Origin of the sequence: Neorhizobium alkalisoli (assembly GCF_007829835.1) — a bacterium.
Classification (GTDB): Bacteria; Pseudomonadota; Alphaproteobacteria; order Rhizobiales; family Rhizobiaceae; genus Neorhizobium.
In genome coordinates this window covers 214,559-231,843 of sequence record NZ_VIWP01000007.1, presented here as the reverse complement: position 1 = coordinate 231,843, position 17,285 = coordinate 214,559, and the positions used below count along the sequence as shown (strand labels likewise).

Below are 17,285 nucleotides of genomic sequence, written 5' to 3'. Positions count from 1 at the left end.
GAATATGGCGAAGCCCGATCTAGCGATCATCCCCCGGCACGTTGCGATCATCATGGATGGCAACGGACGCTGGGCTAACAAGCGCGGGCTTCCCCGGACACTTGGCCACAGCAAGGGCGTCGAAGCCGTCCGCGAGACGGTGAGGGCGGCCGGCGATGCCGGCGTCGAATACCTGACGCTGTTTGCCTTTTCGTCGGAGAACTGGAGCCGGCCGGAGACCGAGGTCAACGACCTTCTCGGCCTCCTGCGCCGCTTCATCCGCCGCGACCTTGCCGAACTGCACCGCGAAAACGTCCGCATCCGCGTGATCGGTGATCGTGAGGGCCTGAAGGGCGATATCCTGCCGCTTCTTCTGGAGGCGGAGGAAACGACCCGCGACAACACCGCGCTGACACTGGTGATCGCCTTCAATTACGGTTCGCGTGACGAGATCGTCCGCGCCGTGAAGAAGCTTGCCGTCGATGTGCAGGCCGGTTTCGTGCAGCCGGACGAGATCAATGCCGGAATGATTTCCAGCCGTCTCGACACGGCCGATATCCCGGATCCGGACCTGATCATCCGCACCAGCGGTGAGGAGCGTCTGTCGAACTTCCTTCTTTGGCAGGCCGCCTATAGCGAACTGCTGTTCATTCCGGACTACTGGCCGGATTTCGACCGCAATCTGTTCTTCGATGCCCTCAAGGTCTTCGCCTCGCGCGACCGCCGCTTCGGCGGGCTGACGAACAATCCGACGACGGCGGTCGTCGGCTGATGAGCAGGGAACTCAGGCTCCGCATTATCTCCGCCATCGTGCTTGCGGCAGTCGTCCTGACCGCCACCTGGATGGGCGGCATGGCGTTCCAGATCGTTGCGGCGATCATCGGCCTGCTCGTCTATTACGAATGGTCGACCATGACCCGGCTTGCGGAAACCCATCCGAAAGGCAATGCCTTCGCCTGGGCGATCATCGTGCTGATCGCAGCCGATCTCGTTTTCGGCGACAGCGACATGTCCGTGCCGCTGCTCTGCGGTGGTGCGCTGACGGCGGTATTGTTCACAGCGATCGGCCGCGGCAGCTGGTGGTTGCCGGGCGGGATCGTCTACGCCGGTCTGAGCGCCATATCGCTCGCCGCCATCCGTGGCGACAATCAGGCTGGCCTCGTGGCCATGCTTTTCATCTTCGCGGTCGTCTGGGCAACCGACATCCTGGCCTATTTTGTCGGCCGTGCGATCGGTGGCCCGAAGCTTGCGCCGCGCATCTCTCCCGGCAAGACATGGTCCGGCGCCATTGGCGGCACGGTTTCCGCCGTGATCGCGGGCCTTGCGCTCAGCATGGCGGTGTTTTCCGACCTGTCGATCTGGACGGCTTTCATCGCGCTCATCCTGTCGGTATCGAGCCAGACCGGCGACCTGTTCGAATCCTTCATCAAACGGCGTTTCGGCGTCAAGGATTCGAGCCATCTCATCCCCGGCCATGGCGGCGTCATGGACCGTGTCGATGGCCTCGTTTTCGCCTGTTTCGCGGCGTTTCTTCTGACCCTTGCGCATGCGGCCTCGACAAGCCATCTTGACGCAAGCGTGGCCGCCTATCTTTTCGGCCTCTGAACTGAGATGGTCCTTTGGGCCAATGGCAAAGTCGAACCGGAAAGTTAGATGGCGATCCTAGGGTTTTTCACCGGATATATCATTCCCTTCATCCTCGTCCTGTCTCTGCTCGTATTCGTGCATGAGATGGGCCATTATCTGATCGGAAGGTGGTGCGGGATCCGGGTGACTGCCTTTTCGCTCGGGTTTGGCCCCCAGCTCGTCGGCTTTACCGACAGTCATGGAACGCGCTGGAAGATTTCCGCGATCCCGCTCGGTGGTTACGTTAAGTTCTACGGTGACGAGGATGCGGCGAGCATGCCCGACGCCGACAGCGTCGCCCATATGAGCGAGGCGGAGAAGGCGACGACGCTTGCCGGCGCAAAACTGTGGAAACGTGCGGCCACGGTTGCTGCCGGTCCTATCGCCAACTTCATTCTCGCAATCGCCATTTTCGCAGTTCTTTTCACGGTTTACGGAAAAGTGATCGCCGATCCGGTGGTCGCCGAAGTGCGCCCGGATAGTGCTGCCGCAGCCGCCGGCGTCATACCCGGTGACCGCCTGGTTGCGCTCGACGGCAGCCGCGTGAAAACCTTCGATGACGTGCGCCGTTATGTCAGCGTCCGGCCGGAAACGCCGATCGTCGTGACCGTCGAACGCGACGGCAAGGACCTCGATCTGCCGATGGTGCCGAAGCGCAGCGAGATCACCGACCAGTTCGGCAACAAGGTCGAACTCGGCCTGATCGGCATCGTCACCAACGAGCAGCGTGGCAATTTCCGCGTCGAGACCTTTACGCCGCTTCAGGCGGTCGGTGAGGGCGTCAAGGAAACCGGTAATATCATCACCGGTACCTTCCGTTATATCGGCAACCTCGTGACCGGCCGCATGAAGGCAGACCAGCTCGGCGGCCCCGTGCGCGTTGCCCAGGCATCCGGCCAGATGGCAAGCCTCGGCTTCGCAGCCGTCATTCAACTGGCAGCTGTCCTGTCGGTTTCCATTGGTTTGTTGAACCTGATGCCGGTTCCGGTACTGGACGGCGGCCATCTTGTATTCTATGCGATTGAAGCGGTTCGTGGGAAGCCGTTGGGGAGTGGGGCGCAGGAGATCGCATTTCGGATCGGTCTTGCAATGGTTCTCAGCCTGATGGTTTTCGCCACGTTCAACGACATCAGTAACCTTATCGGTTAACGCCGAGAGAGGCTTGAAATAACTGTTTATTCACCATGTTTGGATTGTTGCGTGGCGATTGAGACACGCCTCAAAAGGAAGTAAACAGAAATTAACGCGATACCTTGCTTGTAGGGCAAAAGAAGGTAAAACGACACACGTGGCCGGAGTCGGGGCTTACCCGCTGAGGGACAACGGGAAAAGGTAAGAATTGAAAATGAAGGCTGGTTCAAAGTTCTTGAACGCAGTGTCGGCGGTTGCGCTGTCTGCTAGTGTTGTCGCGTCGGGCGCAGGTGTACTGGTGCTGGCTTCGGCCCCTGCTGCCGAGGCTGCGGTCATCCGCAGCGTGCAGGTCCACGGGGCCCAGCGCGCTGGTGAGGAAGCTGTTCGTTCCAACCTGACGATCCGTCCCGGGGTCTCGTTTTCGAACACCGATATCGATGAATCCGTAAAGCGCCTGTATTCCACGGGCTATTTCTCGGATGTGAAGATCAACGTTTCCGGCAGCACCCTGGTTGTCACGGTCAGCGAAAATCAGCTGATCAACCAGGTCGTGTTCAACGGCAACCGCAAGATCAAGGACGACAAGCTTCAGGCCGTCGTTCAGACCCAGCCGCTCGGCCCGTATAACCAGTCCATGGTCAATGCCGATATCGAGCGCATCAAGGATGCCTACAAGGCGATCGGCCGTAGCGACGTTCAGGTGACCACTCAGACCGCTCCCGTCGGTCAGGGTCGCGTCAACCTCGCTTTCGTCGTCAACGAAGGTGACCGCACCAAGATCGCCAACATTACGTTTGTCGGTAACAACGCCTATGGCGACGGTCGTCTGAAGTCGACGATCATCACCAAGGAAACCGGCCCGCTCTCGTTCCTGACTCGCAAGGACGTCTATAGCGAAGACAAGCTGCGCGCCGACGAAGATGCGCTGCGCCAGTTCTATTACAATCACGGCTACCCGGACTTCCGCGTCGTATCCTCGCAGGCGGTTCTCGACGAATCGACCAACGAGTACAACATCACCTTCACGATCGAAGAAGGCGCTCGTTACGACTACGGCAATATCAACGTCGAATCGACGGTTTCCGGCGTCACCAGCGAAGACCTCCAGGGTCTGGTCGAGACCAAGTCGGGTGCTGTCTATGACGCCCGCCAGATCCAGAAGACAATGGATGCGATCTCCAAGCGCGTCGCGTCGGCCGGTTATCCGTTTGCCCGCGTTACCCCGCGTGGCGACCGTAATTTCGAAAACCACACGATCGGCGTCTCCTACATGGTCGACCAGGGCGAGCGCGCCTATGTCGAGCGTATCGAGATCCGCGGCAACACCCGCACGCGTGACTACGTCATCCGTCGCGAATTCGACTTCTCCGAAGGCGATGCGTTCAACCAGTCCATGGTTGCTCGCGCCAAGAAGCGCCTCGAAGCGCTCGGCTACTTCACCTCGGTCAATATCTCGACCGCACAGGGCAGCGCTCCTGACCGCGTCGTCGTGGTTGTCGATGTCGAAGATCAGTCGACCGGTTCGTTCGGTATCGGTGCCGGTTACGCCGCTGGCGGCGACGGCTTCCTGCTCGAAGCATCCGTCGAAGAAAAGAACTTCCTCGGTCGCGGCCAGTACATCCGCGTTGCAGCCGGTGGCGGTCTGAACAATTCGCGTACCTACAACGTCTCGTTCACCGAGCCTTACTTCCTCGGCTACCGCCTTGCGGCCGGCTTCGACCTGTTCAAGAGCCAGACCTCGTCCAACGACGACTATGACTATTCCGAACAGGGCGTAACGCTGCGCGTCACGGCGCCGATCACCGAAGATCTGGCAACGACGTTCCGCTACACCTACAAGGAAATCAAGTACTCGGAAGACGGTGCCTTCGGCGACGACGGCATTCCGTTCACCGCCGACGACAACGTTTCCAACACCTATGATGCGCTGATCGACCACGGCAAGTACGTGCAGTCGTCTGTCTCCCAGACGCTCACCTACAACACGCTCGACAGCCAGACCCTGCCGCGCGAAGGCATCTATGCCTCGTTCACGCATGAGTTTGCCGGTCTCGGTGGCGACAGTGATTTCTACAAGATCACCGGCCGCGCCCGTTACTTCCAGCTTCTGTCGACCGAAGCCGACCTTATCGGTCAGCTGGCTGTCGGCGCCGGCCACGTCTTTGCGACCAACGACAACCTGAACGTCTTCGACCAGTTCACGTTCGGTGGCCGTCAGGTTCGCGGCTTCGAGAACGATGGTATCGGTCCGCGTACCCGCGATCACAGCGACTCGCTGGGTGGCACGACCTATTTCAACGTCTCGGCTGAAATGTCGATGCCGATGCCGGGCATTCCGGAAGATATCGGCCTGCGCGCCGCAGTCTTCGCCGATGCCGGTACGCTCTTCGGCAACGATGCTCTGACCCATGGCGACTCTATCGAAGGCACCGGCATGTCCTGGCGCGCTTCGGTCGGCGTCGGCGTCATGTGGGCTTCGCCCTTCGGCAACCTGCGCGTCGATTACGCCGAGCCGGTCGTCAAGGAAGACTTCGACAAGAAGCAGCAGTTCCGCTTCAGCATGGCCAACCAGTTCTGATTGTTTCCGGTCGGGTGACCGACCGGAAAACTGGCCTGGAGCTACGGTTTTATGAACCATAACGAATTTTTTCCACCCCATGATGGGATAAGCCTGCGCGAGCTGGCTGCCCATCTTGGGGCAGAACTGTTGGAAGAGGGTGCCGGCGGCAAGCTGGTACGCTCCGTTGCGCCCGTTTCCCGCGCCGCCGAGGGCGATATCTGCTATATCCTCTCGCGCCGTAACCGCGGTGAACTCGCAACCTGCAAGGCATCGGCGATCCTTTGCGATCCGGCTTTGCGCGATATCATTCCGTCGCATATCCCCGTGCTTCTGACCAAGGCGCCGCACGCTGCTTTTGCAAGGGCAGGTGCGCTTCTTCATCCGATCGCGATGCGGCCGTCTCCGGTCACGTCCTCCACCGAGATGATTTCGCCTGCGGCCTTCGTCGATCCGACGGCAAAGCTGGAGCCGGGCGTCGAAGTGGAGCCGATGGCCGTTATCGGTGCAAGGGCCGAGATCGGTGCAGGCACGCGGATCGGCGCAGGCTCCGTGATCGGCGCCGACGTCAAGATCGGCCGCGACTGTTCGATTGCCCCCGGCGCCAGCATCGTCGCGGCGCTGATCGGCAACAATGTCATCATCCACAACGGTGCGCGCATCGGCCAGGACGGTTTCGGTTTTGCGCCCGGTCCGCGCGGCATGCTGAAAATCGTTCAGATCGGCCGTGTCATCATTCAGGATAATGTCGAGATCGGCGCCAATACGACCGTCGATCGCGGCGCGATGGACGATACGGTGATCGGCGAAGGCACCAAGATCGACAATCAGGTCCAGATCGCCCACAACGTGCATATCGGCCGCCATTGCGGCATTGCCAGCGGCGCCGGCATTGCCGGTTCGACCAGAATTGGCGATGGCGTGTTGATTGGCGGCGCGTCTGGCATTAATGGACATATCGAAATCGGCGACGGCGTCCAGATTGCCGCGATGAGCGGCGTGGTTGCCAGCATTCCGGCAGGTGCGCGGTATGGCGGCATTCCGGCCCGGCCGATGAAGGATTTTTTGAAGGACATGGCAGAAACCATGTCGCGTGTTGAAGAGCGGGCGAAGCGCCGAGGAGAAAAAAATGACTGATGAGACCAAGCCGGAACTCGGTATGGCCGACATTCAGGAAATCATGAAGCTTCTGCCGCATCGTTATCCTTTCCTGCTCGTCGACAAGATCATCAATATCGATGGTGACAATTCGGCGATCGGCATCAAGAACGTCACGGCCAACGAGCCGCATTTCACGGGTCATTTCCCGGACCGTCCGATCATGCCGGGCGTGCTTCTGGTCGAAGGCATGGCCCAGACGGCCGGTGCGATCTGTGCGCGTAAGCAGGGCGAGGGCGGCAACCTCGTCTATTTCATGACGATCGACAATGCGCGCTTCCGCAAGCCTGTCGTGCCAGGCGACCGTGTTGAATATCACGTCGTCAAGCAGAAGCAGCGCGGCAGCATCTGGAAGTTCCATTGTGACGCTATGGTCGACGGAACCCTTGTCGCCGAGGCCGATATCGGCGCTATGATGCGCAAGGAAGGCGAATGAGCGTGATTGCAGCCAGCGCCCGCATTCATCCGCTGGCGGTCGTTGAAGATGGCGCCGTGATCGGCGAGAACGTGGTCGTCGGACCCTTCTCGCATGTCGGCCCGCATGTCGTCCTGAAGGACAATGTCGAGCTCGTGTCGCATGCCGTCGTTTCCGGCCGCACGGTGATCGGCAAGGGATCCCGTATTTTCCCGATGGCCGTTATCGGCGGCGTCTCGCAGAGCCTGCACGAGGCCGGCGAGGATTCGACGCTCACCGTCGGTGAAAACTGCACGATGCGCGAAGGCGTGACGATGAACACCGGCACGGTCGGTGGCGGCGGCAAGACCGTTGTCGGCGACAATTGCCTGTTCCTCGCCAATTGCCACGTGGCCCATGATTGCCAGCTCGGCAGCGGCATCGTCATGTCCAACAACGTGATGCTGGCCGGCCATGTGCATGTCGCGGATCGCGTCATTCTCGGTGGCGGCTGCGCCGTGCACCAGTTTACGCGCATCGGCCGTCAGGCCTTCGTCGGTGGCCTTTCCGCCGTCAATTATGACGTCATTCCTTATGGCATGCTGAACGGAAATCCGGGCCTGCTCGGTGGGCTCAACGTCGTCGGCATGACCCGCGCCGGCATGGAGCGCGCAACGATCCATATCGTTCGCCGTGCCTACAAGGCGATCTTTGAAGGCGAGGGCAATGTCCGCGCCAACGCCATTGCGGTTCGTGACGAATTCCTCGATTGCCCGGAAGCGATGGAGATCATCGACTTCATCGGCACCGAGAGCGATCGCGCCATTTCCTCGCCCTTCCGCAGGAAGGGATGATGACCACCGCCGGCTCACCCGGTCAAATACGGGAAGGCCGGCTGGCGATCATCGCGGGCAAGGGCTTTCTGCCGGTCTATGTTGCCGAGGCCGCAAAGGCTGCGGGCGAGGATCCTCTGATCGTCCGCCTGAACAACGAGGCCGATCACGCCTTTGCCGGCTTCGAGACCGTTGCCGCCGGCGTCGGTGACCTCGCGACCATCGAAAAGACATTTCGCACCAAGGGCATCCGCCGGGTCGTCATGTCCGGCGGCGTCGCAAGGCGTCCCGAATGGCGCGAGATCAAGCCGACCTTCCGAACCATTCTGAAAGTGCCGTCCGTCGTGCGCACCCTCCTGTCGGGCGGTGACGACACCGTTCTGCAGATGGTGATCAAGCTGATCGAGGCCATGGGCTGCCATGTTGTCGGCGCCCATGAAATCGTGCCCGGCCTGCTGGCATCGACCGGCGCGCTCGGCCGTCATACGCCCTCTGACGACGATCGCCGCGATATCGAAAAGGCAATGGCTGCCGCAAAGGCGCTTGGCGATCTAGATGTCGGCCAGGGCGCTGTCAGCGTCGGTGGGCGGGTCGTCGCGCTCGAAGGCGTCGAGGGCACGGACGGCATGCTGCAGCGCGTGGCGCAGCTGCGCGCTGAGGGCCGCATTTCGAGCCGCCGCAAGGGTGCGCTGGTAAAGCTCTGCAAGCCTCAGCAGGACGAGCGTGCCGATCTGCCGACGATCGGCCTCTCGACCGTCGCCAATGTCGTCGCTGCAGGCCTTTCGGGTGTTGCGGTCGAAGCCGGCAAGGCACTGGTGCTCGAGGAGAAGCAACTGATCGAGGCGGCGGATGCGGCCGGCATTTTCGTCTGGGGCATCGATCCCGGCCTGCATCTGGGAGAGCCATGATGGCGAGGGCGCTGAAGGTCGGCGTGATCGCCGGTGAAGTCTCTGGCGACCTTCTGGGCGGTGACCTGATCGCGGCGCTGAAATCCGCTTATCCCGGCCCGATCGAGCTGATCGGTGTCGGCGGTGATCAGCTGACCGCGCAGGGCCTGCATTCGTTGTTCGATTTTTCCGAACTGTCGATCATGGGCATTACCCAGGTTCTGGCGCGCCTGCCGGGCCTGATCCGCCGCATCAACCAGACCGCGGAGGCGATCGTTGCGGCAAGGCCGGATGTGCTGATCATCATCGACAGCCCGGATTTTACCCATCGCGTCGCGAAGAAGGTGAGGGCGAAACTGTCCGACCTGCCGGTCGTCAACTATGTCTGCCCCAGCGTCTGGGCCTGGAAGGAATACCGGGCGCAGGCCATGTTGGCTTATGTCGACCGCGTCCTCGCCGTCCTCCCCTTCGAGCCGGATGTGATGAAGAAGCTCGGCGGCCCCGAAACCTTCTATGTCGGACACCGCCTGACCGCCGATCCCGATATCCTGAAGGTCCGTGACCTGCGCGCGAAACGTCCGGCAAAGCAGAGTCATGAGGAAAAGACCCTGCTTCTCCTGCCGGGCTCCCGTTCCGCCGAGATCAAGGCGCTGCTGCCGGATTTCCGGCTGACGGTTGAGGAATTCAGTGCCCGTAACGGCGCGTGCCGCCTTCTTCTGCCGACCGTGGCGCGGCGTGAAGCGCTGGTGCGGGAACTGATCGCCGACTGGCCGATAAAGCCGCAGGTGATCGTCGGGCAGGATGACAAATGGGCAGCTTTCATCGAGGCCGATGTGGCGCTTGCCGCCTCCGGCACCGTGGTGCTGGAACTGGCGCTGGCGACCGTGCCCTGTATCTCGACCTACCGTACGGACTGGCTGATCAAGCTGATGGCCAAGCGTATCAAAATCTGGTCGGGAGCGCTTCCGAACATCATTGCCGATTACCCGGTCGTGCCCGAGCACATCAATGAAATGGTGCGGCCGGGTTATCTCTGCCGCTGGATCGAGCGCCTGTCGCACGACACGCCGCAGCGTCATTCCATGCTGTCGGGTTTCGAGGATCTCTGGCAGCGGCTGGCAACTTCTGTGCCGGCCGGCGAAGCTTCTGCCGGCATCGTGCTCGATCTTCTGGAGAAGCGGAAGGGTGCGCTCCCGCTCTCCTGAGATGATCGGCCGCGTGGCCGATCAGTTCGTTACCGTTGTACGCGCCCTGCCGAGGCTGACGGCAATCACGAAGCCCGCTGAAGCGGCAATCGCACCGACCAGAAACACGCTCTCGTAACCGGAGCGGTCTGCGAGCAGGCCGGTGATTGGTCCGGTCAGGCCATAGGCCAGATCCTGAAAGGCCGAAAAACCGCCCAGCGCCGTACCACGCGATTGCGGCTCGACCAGGCGAACGACTTCACGTCCCATGGCCGGAAACACCATCGAGCATCCGAGCCCCGTCAGGAAAGCGCCGAGGAAGGCCAGCGACGGATCGTTGGCGCTCCAGATCAGCGCCTGGCCGACAGCTTCGATGGCAAGTGATCCGATCGCAACCGGCATGCCGCCGATCTTGTCCGGCAGGCCGCCGAACAGGATGCGGACAAGGACGAAACCGCCACCGAAGGCCGAGAGGCCAAGGCCGGCATGGCTCCAGCCATGGCTCATCACATAAAGCACGAAGAAGGCGCCGATCGCGGCAAAACCGATGCCCTGGAGGCCGACGATCGTGCCATGCAGCCAGATCTTGCCGATGACGCTGAGGAAGGAAGGGCGATGCGCCGCGGGCTTGGGTTCGATACCCGGTATCCGCCAGATGGCCAGAAGCCCGAGGCAGGGAAGTACGGCGCTGACGGCCATCGTGCCGGCGAAGCCGAGCCTTTCCATCAGCAGGAGGCCGACCGGCGCACCGACGGCAAGCGCGCCATAGATCGCCGCGCCAACCAGCGCCAGAATCTTGCCGGAACGGGCAGGGCCGACAATGCCGATGCCCCAGGCGATGATGCCGACTGCGACCAGGCTTTCGCCCACGCCGATCAGCAGGCGACCGACGATCAGCACCTCATAGGCGCTGATCGGTCCGTCCGTCATCAGGCCGGCGAGGAGCGAGGCAAGCGCGCCTGCGACATAGAAGATCAGACCGCGCCGCACGGCCGGCTTGCCGCCGCGCTTGTCGGAAAAACCGCCGGCAAGGCCACGGCTGACGATGGTCGAAAAGAAGGCGCTGCCGACGGCAAGTCCCGCCCAGGCATTGCCGAAGCCGAGCGGCCCCGTCACCAGGACAGGCACGACCGGAAGCGCCATGGCGACGCAGAGATAGGAAAGAAACAGAATGCCGGCCAGGACGAGAAGACGTCCCTGTGCCGGATCGCGGGTGAATTGGAAAGCCAAGCTTTTTCTCCGGGCTGTTCCTCGGTCGCCGGACGTAAAAAAACGCACTCCGACCGTCGAGGATCGTTGAGTGCGTTGCTTGACGTTAGACGCTTACGGCCGCTGATGGGCAAGACCCTCCTATGCCCTCACGGACTGAAGGTCAACCCCGCAGGACGCTGCGGAGGCACTCCTCGTCGAAGCATAGCCGGCACAGCAATAAAAAACCCGGCCATCGCTGGCCGGGTTTTTATCTCGGGAAAGCGCTTCGATTAGCGCTTCGAAACTGGCACGTAATCGCGCTGTGCTTCGCCCGTATAGAGCTGACGCGGGCGGCCGATACGCTGCTGCGGATCTTCGATCATTTCGGCCCACTGGGCGATCCAGCCGACGGTACGTGCGAGAGCGAAGAGCACGGTGAACATGGTGGTGGGGAAGCCCATCGCCTTCAGCGTGATGCCCGAATAGAAGTCGATATTCGGGTAAAGCTTCTTCTCGATGAAGTACTCGTCCGTAAGGGCGATCTTTTCGAGTTCCATGGCGACCTGCAGAAGCGGATCGTCCTTGTGGCCGAGTTCTGCGAGCACTTCATGCGTGGTCTTCTGCATGATTTTTGCGCGCGGATCGTAGTTCTTGTAGACGCGGTGACCGAAGCCCATCAGACGGAACGGATCGTTCTTGTCCTTGGCGCGAGCGATATATTCCGGGATCTTGTCGACCGAACCGATTTCCTGAAGCATGTTCAGGGCCGCTTCGTTGGCGCCGCCGTGAGCGGGGCCCCAGAGGCAGGCAATGCCGGCTGCGATACAGGCGAACGGGTTTGCACCCGAGGAGCCTGCGAGACGAACGGTCGATGTCGATGCATTCTGCTCGTGGTCGGCATGCAGGATGAAGATACGGTCCATGGCGCGGGCCAGAACCGGGTTCACCTTGTATTCTTCACACGGTACGGCAAAGCACATGCGCAGGAAGTTCGACGCGTAGTCGAGATCGTTCTGCGGATACACGAAGGGCTGGCCGATATGGTACTTGTAGGCCATGGCGGCGAGCGTCGGCATCTTGGCGATCATGCGCAGCGAAGCGACCATGCGCTGGTGCGGATCGGTGATGTCGGTCGAGTCGTGGTAGAAGGCCGAGAGCGCACCGACGCAACCGCACATGACGGCCATCGGGTGGGCGTCGCGACGGAAGCCGGTGAAGAAGCGGCTCATCTGCTCGTGTACCATGGTGTGCATGGTCACGCGGTGGTCAAAGTCCTTCTTCTGCGCTGCGGTCGGCAGTTCGCCGTAAAGAAGCAGGTAGCAGGTTTCCAGGAAGTCACCCTGTTCGGCAAGCTGCTCGATGGGGTAACCACGATGCAGAAGAATACCGGCATCGCCATCGATGTAGGTGATCTTGGATTCGCAGGATGCCGTCGAGGTGAAGCCCGGGTCGTAAGTGAAGGCGCCGGTCTGCTTGTAAAGAGCGCCGATGTCGATGACATCCGGGCCTATCGTGCCAGACTTGACCGCCAGGTCGACTTTCTTGTCACCAAGTACGAGATTTGCGCTTATGTCCGTCATTCTGATCCTCCAACCTGTTGGCGGCATGGCGCCCCTAAAGGGCCATAAGAGTTAAGCGTCCGAAGTAGCTATATGATCCGAAAGCTGATGCCAAGCTGTCCCTGCGGCATTTTGTGCACCGCGAAAAAATAATGGGCATATGGTGACTGAAAATTGTCCAACCTGCTGTTGCAGCAGCGAATGCAAAACCGGAAATTCCAAGGCTTCTAAGGCAGTTGACGCAGTTGTGATAATCGCTCAGGTTGAGATTCGTCCATGATCGGGCGTTTCTGGAGACCGTGCCTGCATGTCGACGGAGCCGACATTTTCAGTGACGGAAAAGGCGGAAGCCGCGGCATTTGCTCGCGGGGCACGAATTGGGCTTGCGGGGGCACGCGACTCATTGGTTGATGCGGTCGAACGAGCGGATGCCGAAACCACCGAACCCGCCATCGTCAGGCCACGATTCGGCACCGGCTCTCGTTCCCCGCAATCCAACCGGCGCAATAAAGGCTGGCTCGGCCGAAGGCTGAGGCCTGATGTTCGCCGCCTGCCGGCGACGCTTCGGCTCCTTGCCGGAGAAGAGAAGGCCTATGGCCATGTCTTCCTCTTCGTGCCGGTCCTAGTCGGCACCGGCGCCATCACCTGGTTTTCCCTGCCGCGGGATCCACCTTTCTGGACGCTCGTCTTTTTCCTCGTTGTCACCAGCGTTGCGACCTGCCTGACCCGCCACCGGCATGGCGCGGCCGGTTACATCTGGTCCGCCGCCTTGCTGTTCTCGATCGGCATGATCCTCGGCCAGCTGGAAACTTGGCGGCATGCGACCGTCATCCTCGACTCTCCGGTGACAACGGAGGTCACGGGCATCATCGACCGGCGCGAAGTCGATGCGGAAGGGCGCTGGCGTTATCTTCTGCGTGTCGAGCAGACCGCTGCACCCAGGTTGGCCCGCGCGCCGGAGCGTGTATCGCTTCTGGTGCGGGGCAGGCAGGTTGCGTTCCTGGCGGGTGACCGGATCAGCGGCAAGGCGCGGCTCTCGCCACCCTCCGGCCCGGCGCTGCCCGGGCTGAACGATTTTGCCTTCTCCGCCTATTTCGATGGCATCGGTGCGATCGGTTTCTTTTATGGTACGCCAAGGCTGGAAGCTTCGGGAGCGGCCACCACCGATTGGCCAGAGGCAATCGAGAACTGGCTTTTTTCGCTCAGGAGCGAGATCGGCACGCGCATCCGCGAAACCGTGCCCGGTGATGCCGGTGCCTTTGCCGCGGCAATCGTCACCGACGAACGGCGCGCCATCTCCAAGGAAACCACCGAGGCGCTCAGACTTTCCGGCCTTGCCCATATCGTCGCGATCTCCGGCCTCAACATGGCGCTGGCGGCCGGCATCTTCTTTATCGGCCTGCGCACCTTGCTCGCACTCTTTCCTGGATTCGGTCAGGCTTTTCCGGTCAAGAAGCTGGCGGCCTTCGGTGCGCTCCTGATGGTCACCGCCTATTATCTGATCTCCGGTTTCGGTGTCTCGGCGGAGCGTGCCTATGTGATGATGACGGTCATCCTGATTGCCGTCCTGTTCGACCGGGCCTCGATCAGCCTGCGCAATGTCGCGATCTCAGCGCTGATCATTCTGGTGCTTTCCCCTTCCGAAATTCTAGGCCCGAGTTTCCAGATGTCCTTTGCCGCCACGGCCGCATTGGTTGCCGGTTATGCCGCATGGAAAAGAAAACCCGATCGCGAAAATGCCGATCCGCGTGGCCTGCGCCATCTGGTCTGGCGACCGCTTGTCGTCTCGGCGAGTTTTATCGCCGGCATTACCGCGACATCGATGATCGGCAGCACCTCCACGGCGATCTATTCCGTCGAACATTTTCATCGTCTCGCCACCTATGGCCTTGCCGCCAATCTCGCCGCCATGCCGCTCATCTCCTTCGTTGTCATGCCGGCCGCACTCGTCGGCATGCTGCTTATGCCCTTCGGCCTCGACTGGCCTTTTCTGGCGGCGATGGGCTGGGGCCTCGATCTCGTCATCACGATTGCAAAACACGTGGCGAGCTGGGGAGGGGATGTTGCGATCGGCCGCCAGCACGCCTGGTTTCTCGCGCTCGCTTCAGCCGGCTTCGTCCTCCTGACACTGCTGCGCACCCGCCTGCGGCTGGTCGGCCTGCCGCTTCTGGCTTTGGCTCTCCTGCTGAGCTGGAGCGAGCGTTCAAAGCCACTGGCGGATCTTCTGGTGTCGGAGGACGGGACGCTGGTCGCCTTGATCGAGGCGGGCTCTGTAGCCACCAATCGCAGCCGCCCGCCCAGCTTCATCTATGACCAGTGGAAACGAGCACTTGTGCTTGATGAGCAGGCAGCGTCGGTTCTCGTTCAAAGCCCTGCCGTCTTCCAGAAGAAGCCTCGGGCCGGTGATATGTCGACGGATGGCCGGCGAAAGCGCCCAGACCTGACGCCTGCGGAGATCGAAAATGCAGGCGAGGCGATTGCCACAGCGCCTGAGGGACGTTTCGACTGCATGCGAGGTTTGTGGTGCGTGACCCGATCTGCCGAAGGCATGGTCATCGCCGTTATCGAGGACGGCCGTTACGCCGGCGCCGCCTGCGATGTCGCGGGGCTAGTGATCGCTCCAACGGCACGTTTCGAAAACTGCCGATCTGGTGCCACGATACTCAACGGCGCCACGCTTCGACGAACCGGCGCCCTCGAAGTATTTTTAAATGGATCGGCACGACCCGAAAACTGGAAATTCCATGCCGCCATGGCGGAAGACGGCAAAGGCGGGATGCGCGCCTGGAATGCCCATCGCTATTACGATTGGCGACGCAAGGCTTTTAACCCCGATCTGCCCGAAGAGATCAGAGCCCGATTGCACTGATCTGGCGAAGCCGCTCCAATATCGCCAAGGCTTCCCAAGCCCTGGCACATCGTCAGTTCGAGGCGAAAGCAGCCGTAACCGCTACCGCCCCAAACCACCTCAATGATACTTGCGGATCAGCCCAACCAGCTTGCCCTGAACCTTGACCCGGTCCGGCGGAAAGATACGGGTCTCGTAAGCAGGGTTGGCGGCTTCGAGCGCGATGGATGCGCCGCGCCGACGAAAACGCTTGAGGGTCGCTTCCTCGTCATCGACGAGCGCCACGACGATATCGCCCGGATTGGCCGTGCTGCCATTCTTGATGATGACCGTGTCGCCATCGAAAATGCCGGCTTCGATCATCGAATCACCCTTGACCTCGAGCGCGTAATGTTCACCCGAGCCGAGCATTTCGACAGGCACGACAATCTCGTGCGTGTTGTTCTGGATGGCCGAGATCGGCACGCCGGCGGCGATACGACCCATGACCGGCACGCGGCCGACCTGCGAACTGTCGTCATTGGCAACCGGCTTGGCAGGTGCCGGCGGTGCGGCGACCGGCTGCGGCTTGCCGAGGCTGCCTTCGATGACGCTTGGCGAAAAACCGCGGCGCGGCTGCAGGCTTGCGACATAGGCTTCCGGCAGCTTGATCACTTCGAGCGCACGGGCGCGGTTCGGAAGCCGGCGAATGAAGCCGCGTTCCTCAAGAGCCGTGATCAGCCGATGGATACCGGATTTCGAGGCGAGATCCAGTGCATCCTTCATCTCGTCGAAGGAGGGCGGTACGCCCGACTCTTTCATCCGTTCGTGAATGAACAGAAGCAATTCCTGCTGTTTGCGTGTGAGCATACCGGCACCTTCAGAGTCGGAAACAAATACGGAACGGACACTATATGTTCCATATGTGTTCCGCAAGTCACTAAATTTTCGTGAAGCATCCATTCATTTGTTTGCATTGAGGCATATTCTTTATGCCGCAGGTACTTGCGTAGTGTGCGGCGATGCCCAATGTTCTCATCGTCGAGACTGTGGGGGTTATCGTGAGTAAAAGGCCAATCGACCATCTCGTTCTGCCTGTGGTGGAACTTGCAAAGGCGCGTGCGCGACTGACGGCGCTTGGCTTTACCGTTGCACCTGACGGCTTTCATCCTTTCGGCACTTCCAATGCCTGCGTATTTTTGGGCGATGGCACCTATCTGGAGCCGCTCGCGGTCGCCAATCGCCGTCAGGCGTCGACCACTGCCAAGCGCGGCAATGTCTTCACCGAACGCGATCTCGCCTTCCGTGGCGTACGCCGTCGCGAAGGCCTCTCCGCCGTTGTCGTTGGCACCGATGACGCGCCCGCCGATCATGCCCGCTTCGTCGAGGAAGGTCTTTCCGCCGGCGCGATGCTGGAGTTTTCCCGTCCGCTGAAAATGCCGGATGGCGCAGAAAGCGAAGGAAAATTTCGCCTCGCCTTTGCTGCCGATGCAGCCGGTGGCGATACTTTTCTGTTTGCCTGTCAGCGGCTGGCGGCCTTCCCCTCCGAGCGTGGAGATCTGGAGCGCCATGCCAATGCGGTGACGGGTCTGGCCGAGGTGGTCTTTTCCGCCGAAGAACCGGCGGCCTTCGGAAAACTGTTTTCGACCGTGCTTGAGGCCGAGGCGGAAGCTCCGACGGAGCAAGAAGCGGAAACCGGCACCCTGCGGTTTGCCGCTGCCAATGCCGAGGTGCGCATCCTTTCCAGCGCCGCGCTGTCTGCGGAATTCAATTCCGCAGCACCGGCCTTTACGCCCGGCCTGCATGCCCGCGTGGTGATTTTCAAGACCGCCGATCTTGCCGTGACAGAGATCACCCTTGCTGCTAATGACGTCGCATTCATCCGCCGGGACGGCCGCGTGCTTGTGTCCGCGGCACCGGGCCAGGGCATATTGTTCGGCTTCGAAGAATAGCGACGAG

General features: G+C 61.1%; 14 protein-coding genes. 11 read left to right on the top strand and 3 right to left on the bottom strand.

Annotation, left to right across the window (positions count from 1 at the left end; genetic code table 11):
• The first annotated feature begins 4 nt into the window (after positions 1-4).
• The 9 genes from FHW37_RS24610 to lpxB all read left to right on the top strand — a co-directional run bounded on the left by FHW37_RS24610 (position 5) and on the right by lpxB (position 9,770).
• A complete protein-coding gene (locus tag FHW37_RS24610) occupies positions 5-751 on the top strand; it encodes an isoprenyl transferase (RefSeq protein WP_145641154.1) in 747 nt (248 codons plus the stop codon).
• Positions 751-1,584, top strand: coding sequence for a phosphatidate cytidylyltransferase (locus tag FHW37_RS24605; protein ID WP_145641153.1), 834 nt, complete (start codon positions 751-753; stop codon positions 1,582-1,584). Before FHW37_RS24610 ends, FHW37_RS24605 begins: the two co-directional genes overlap by 1 nt.
• Before the next feature lie 48 nt (positions 1,585-1,632).
• Positions 1,633-2,754, top strand: a complete 1,122-nt coding sequence (gene rseP / locus FHW37_RS24600; RefSeq protein ID WP_145641151.1) for an RIP metalloprotease RseP — start codon at positions 1,633-1,635, stop codon at positions 2,752-2,754.
• Positions 2,755-2,950: 196 nt separating this feature from the next.
• Positions 2,951-5,314, top strand: coding sequence for an outer membrane protein assembly factor BamA (bamA, locus tag FHW37_RS24595; protein WP_145641149.1), 2,364 nt, complete (start codon positions 2,951-2,953; stop codon positions 5,312-5,314).
• A gap of 51 nt (positions 5,315-5,365) precedes the next feature.
• A complete protein-coding gene (gene lpxD / locus FHW37_RS24590) occupies positions 5,366-6,430 on the top strand; it encodes a UDP-3-O-(3-hydroxymyristoyl)glucosamine N-acyltransferase (RefSeq protein ID WP_145641148.1) in 1,065 nt (354 codons plus the stop codon).
• The gene (gene fabZ, locus FHW37_RS24585) at positions 6,423-6,887 is read left to right on the top strand and encodes a 3-hydroxyacyl-ACP dehydratase FabZ (RefSeq protein ID WP_145641146.1); all 465 of its coding nucleotides are present in this window, start codon (positions 6,423-6,425) and stop codon (positions 6,885-6,887) included. Before lpxD ends, fabZ begins: the two co-directional genes overlap by 8 nt.
• Positions 6,884-7,699 carry an acyl-ACP--UDP-N-acetylglucosamine O-acyltransferase gene (gene lpxA / locus FHW37_RS24580; protein WP_145641144.1) on the top strand — a complete coding sequence of 272 codons (816 nt, stop codon included), beginning with the start codon at positions 6,884-6,886 and terminating at the stop codon, positions 7,697-7,699. The genes fabZ and lpxA overlap by 4 nt, the downstream gene beginning before the upstream one ends.
• A complete protein-coding gene (locus tag FHW37_RS24575; RefSeq protein ID WP_145641284.1) occupies positions 7,699-8,586 on the top strand; it encodes an LpxI family protein in 888 nt (295 codons plus the stop codon). The genes lpxA and FHW37_RS24575 overlap by 1 nt, the downstream gene beginning before the upstream one ends.
• Positions 8,583-9,770: a lipid-A-disaccharide synthase gene (gene lpxB / locus FHW37_RS24570; RefSeq protein WP_145641142.1), complete on the top strand. Its 1,188-nt coding sequence runs from the start codon at positions 8,583-8,585 to the stop codon at positions 9,768-9,770. Before FHW37_RS24575 ends, lpxB begins: the two co-directional genes overlap by 4 nt.
• A gap of 21 nt (positions 9,771-9,791) precedes the next feature.
• On the opposite strand, the gene FHW37_RS24565 is transcribed toward lpxB, so the two are convergent.
• Together FHW37_RS24565 and gltA are read right to left on the bottom strand one after the other, a co-directional pair.
• A complete protein-coding gene (locus FHW37_RS24565; RefSeq protein ID WP_145641140.1) occupies positions 9,792-10,979 on the bottom strand; it encodes an MFS transporter in 1,188 nt (395 codons plus the stop codon).
• A 251-nt stretch (positions 10,980-11,230) separates the two neighbouring features.
• Positions 11,231-12,520, bottom strand: coding sequence for a citrate synthase (gene gltA, locus FHW37_RS24560; protein WP_145641138.1), 1,290 nt, complete (start codon positions 12,518-12,520; stop codon positions 11,231-11,233).
• A gap of 286 nt (positions 12,521-12,806) precedes the next feature.
• Here gltA and FHW37_RS24555 point away from each other — a divergent pair, with 286 nt between their 5' ends.
• Complete coding sequence (locus FHW37_RS24555) at positions 12,807-15,368, top strand: ComEC/Rec2 family competence protein (protein ID WP_145641136.1); 2,562 nt, start codon at positions 12,807-12,809, stop codon at positions 15,366-15,368.
• Between the two features lie 99 nt (positions 15,369-15,467).
• On the opposite strand, the gene lexA is transcribed toward FHW37_RS24555, so the two are convergent.
• Complete coding sequence (gene lexA, locus FHW37_RS24550) at positions 15,468-16,196, bottom strand: transcriptional repressor LexA (protein WP_145641134.1); 729 nt, start codon at positions 16,194-16,196, stop codon at positions 15,468-15,470.
• Between the two features lie 152 nt (positions 16,197-16,348).
• On the opposite strand from lexA, the gene FHW37_RS24545 reads away from it, so the two are divergent.
• Positions 16,349-17,278: a VOC family protein gene (locus FHW37_RS24545; protein ID WP_145641132.1), complete on the top strand. Its 930-nt coding sequence runs from the start codon at positions 16,349-16,351 to the stop codon at positions 17,276-17,278.
• The last annotated feature ends 7 nt before the right edge of the window (positions 17,279-17,285 follow it).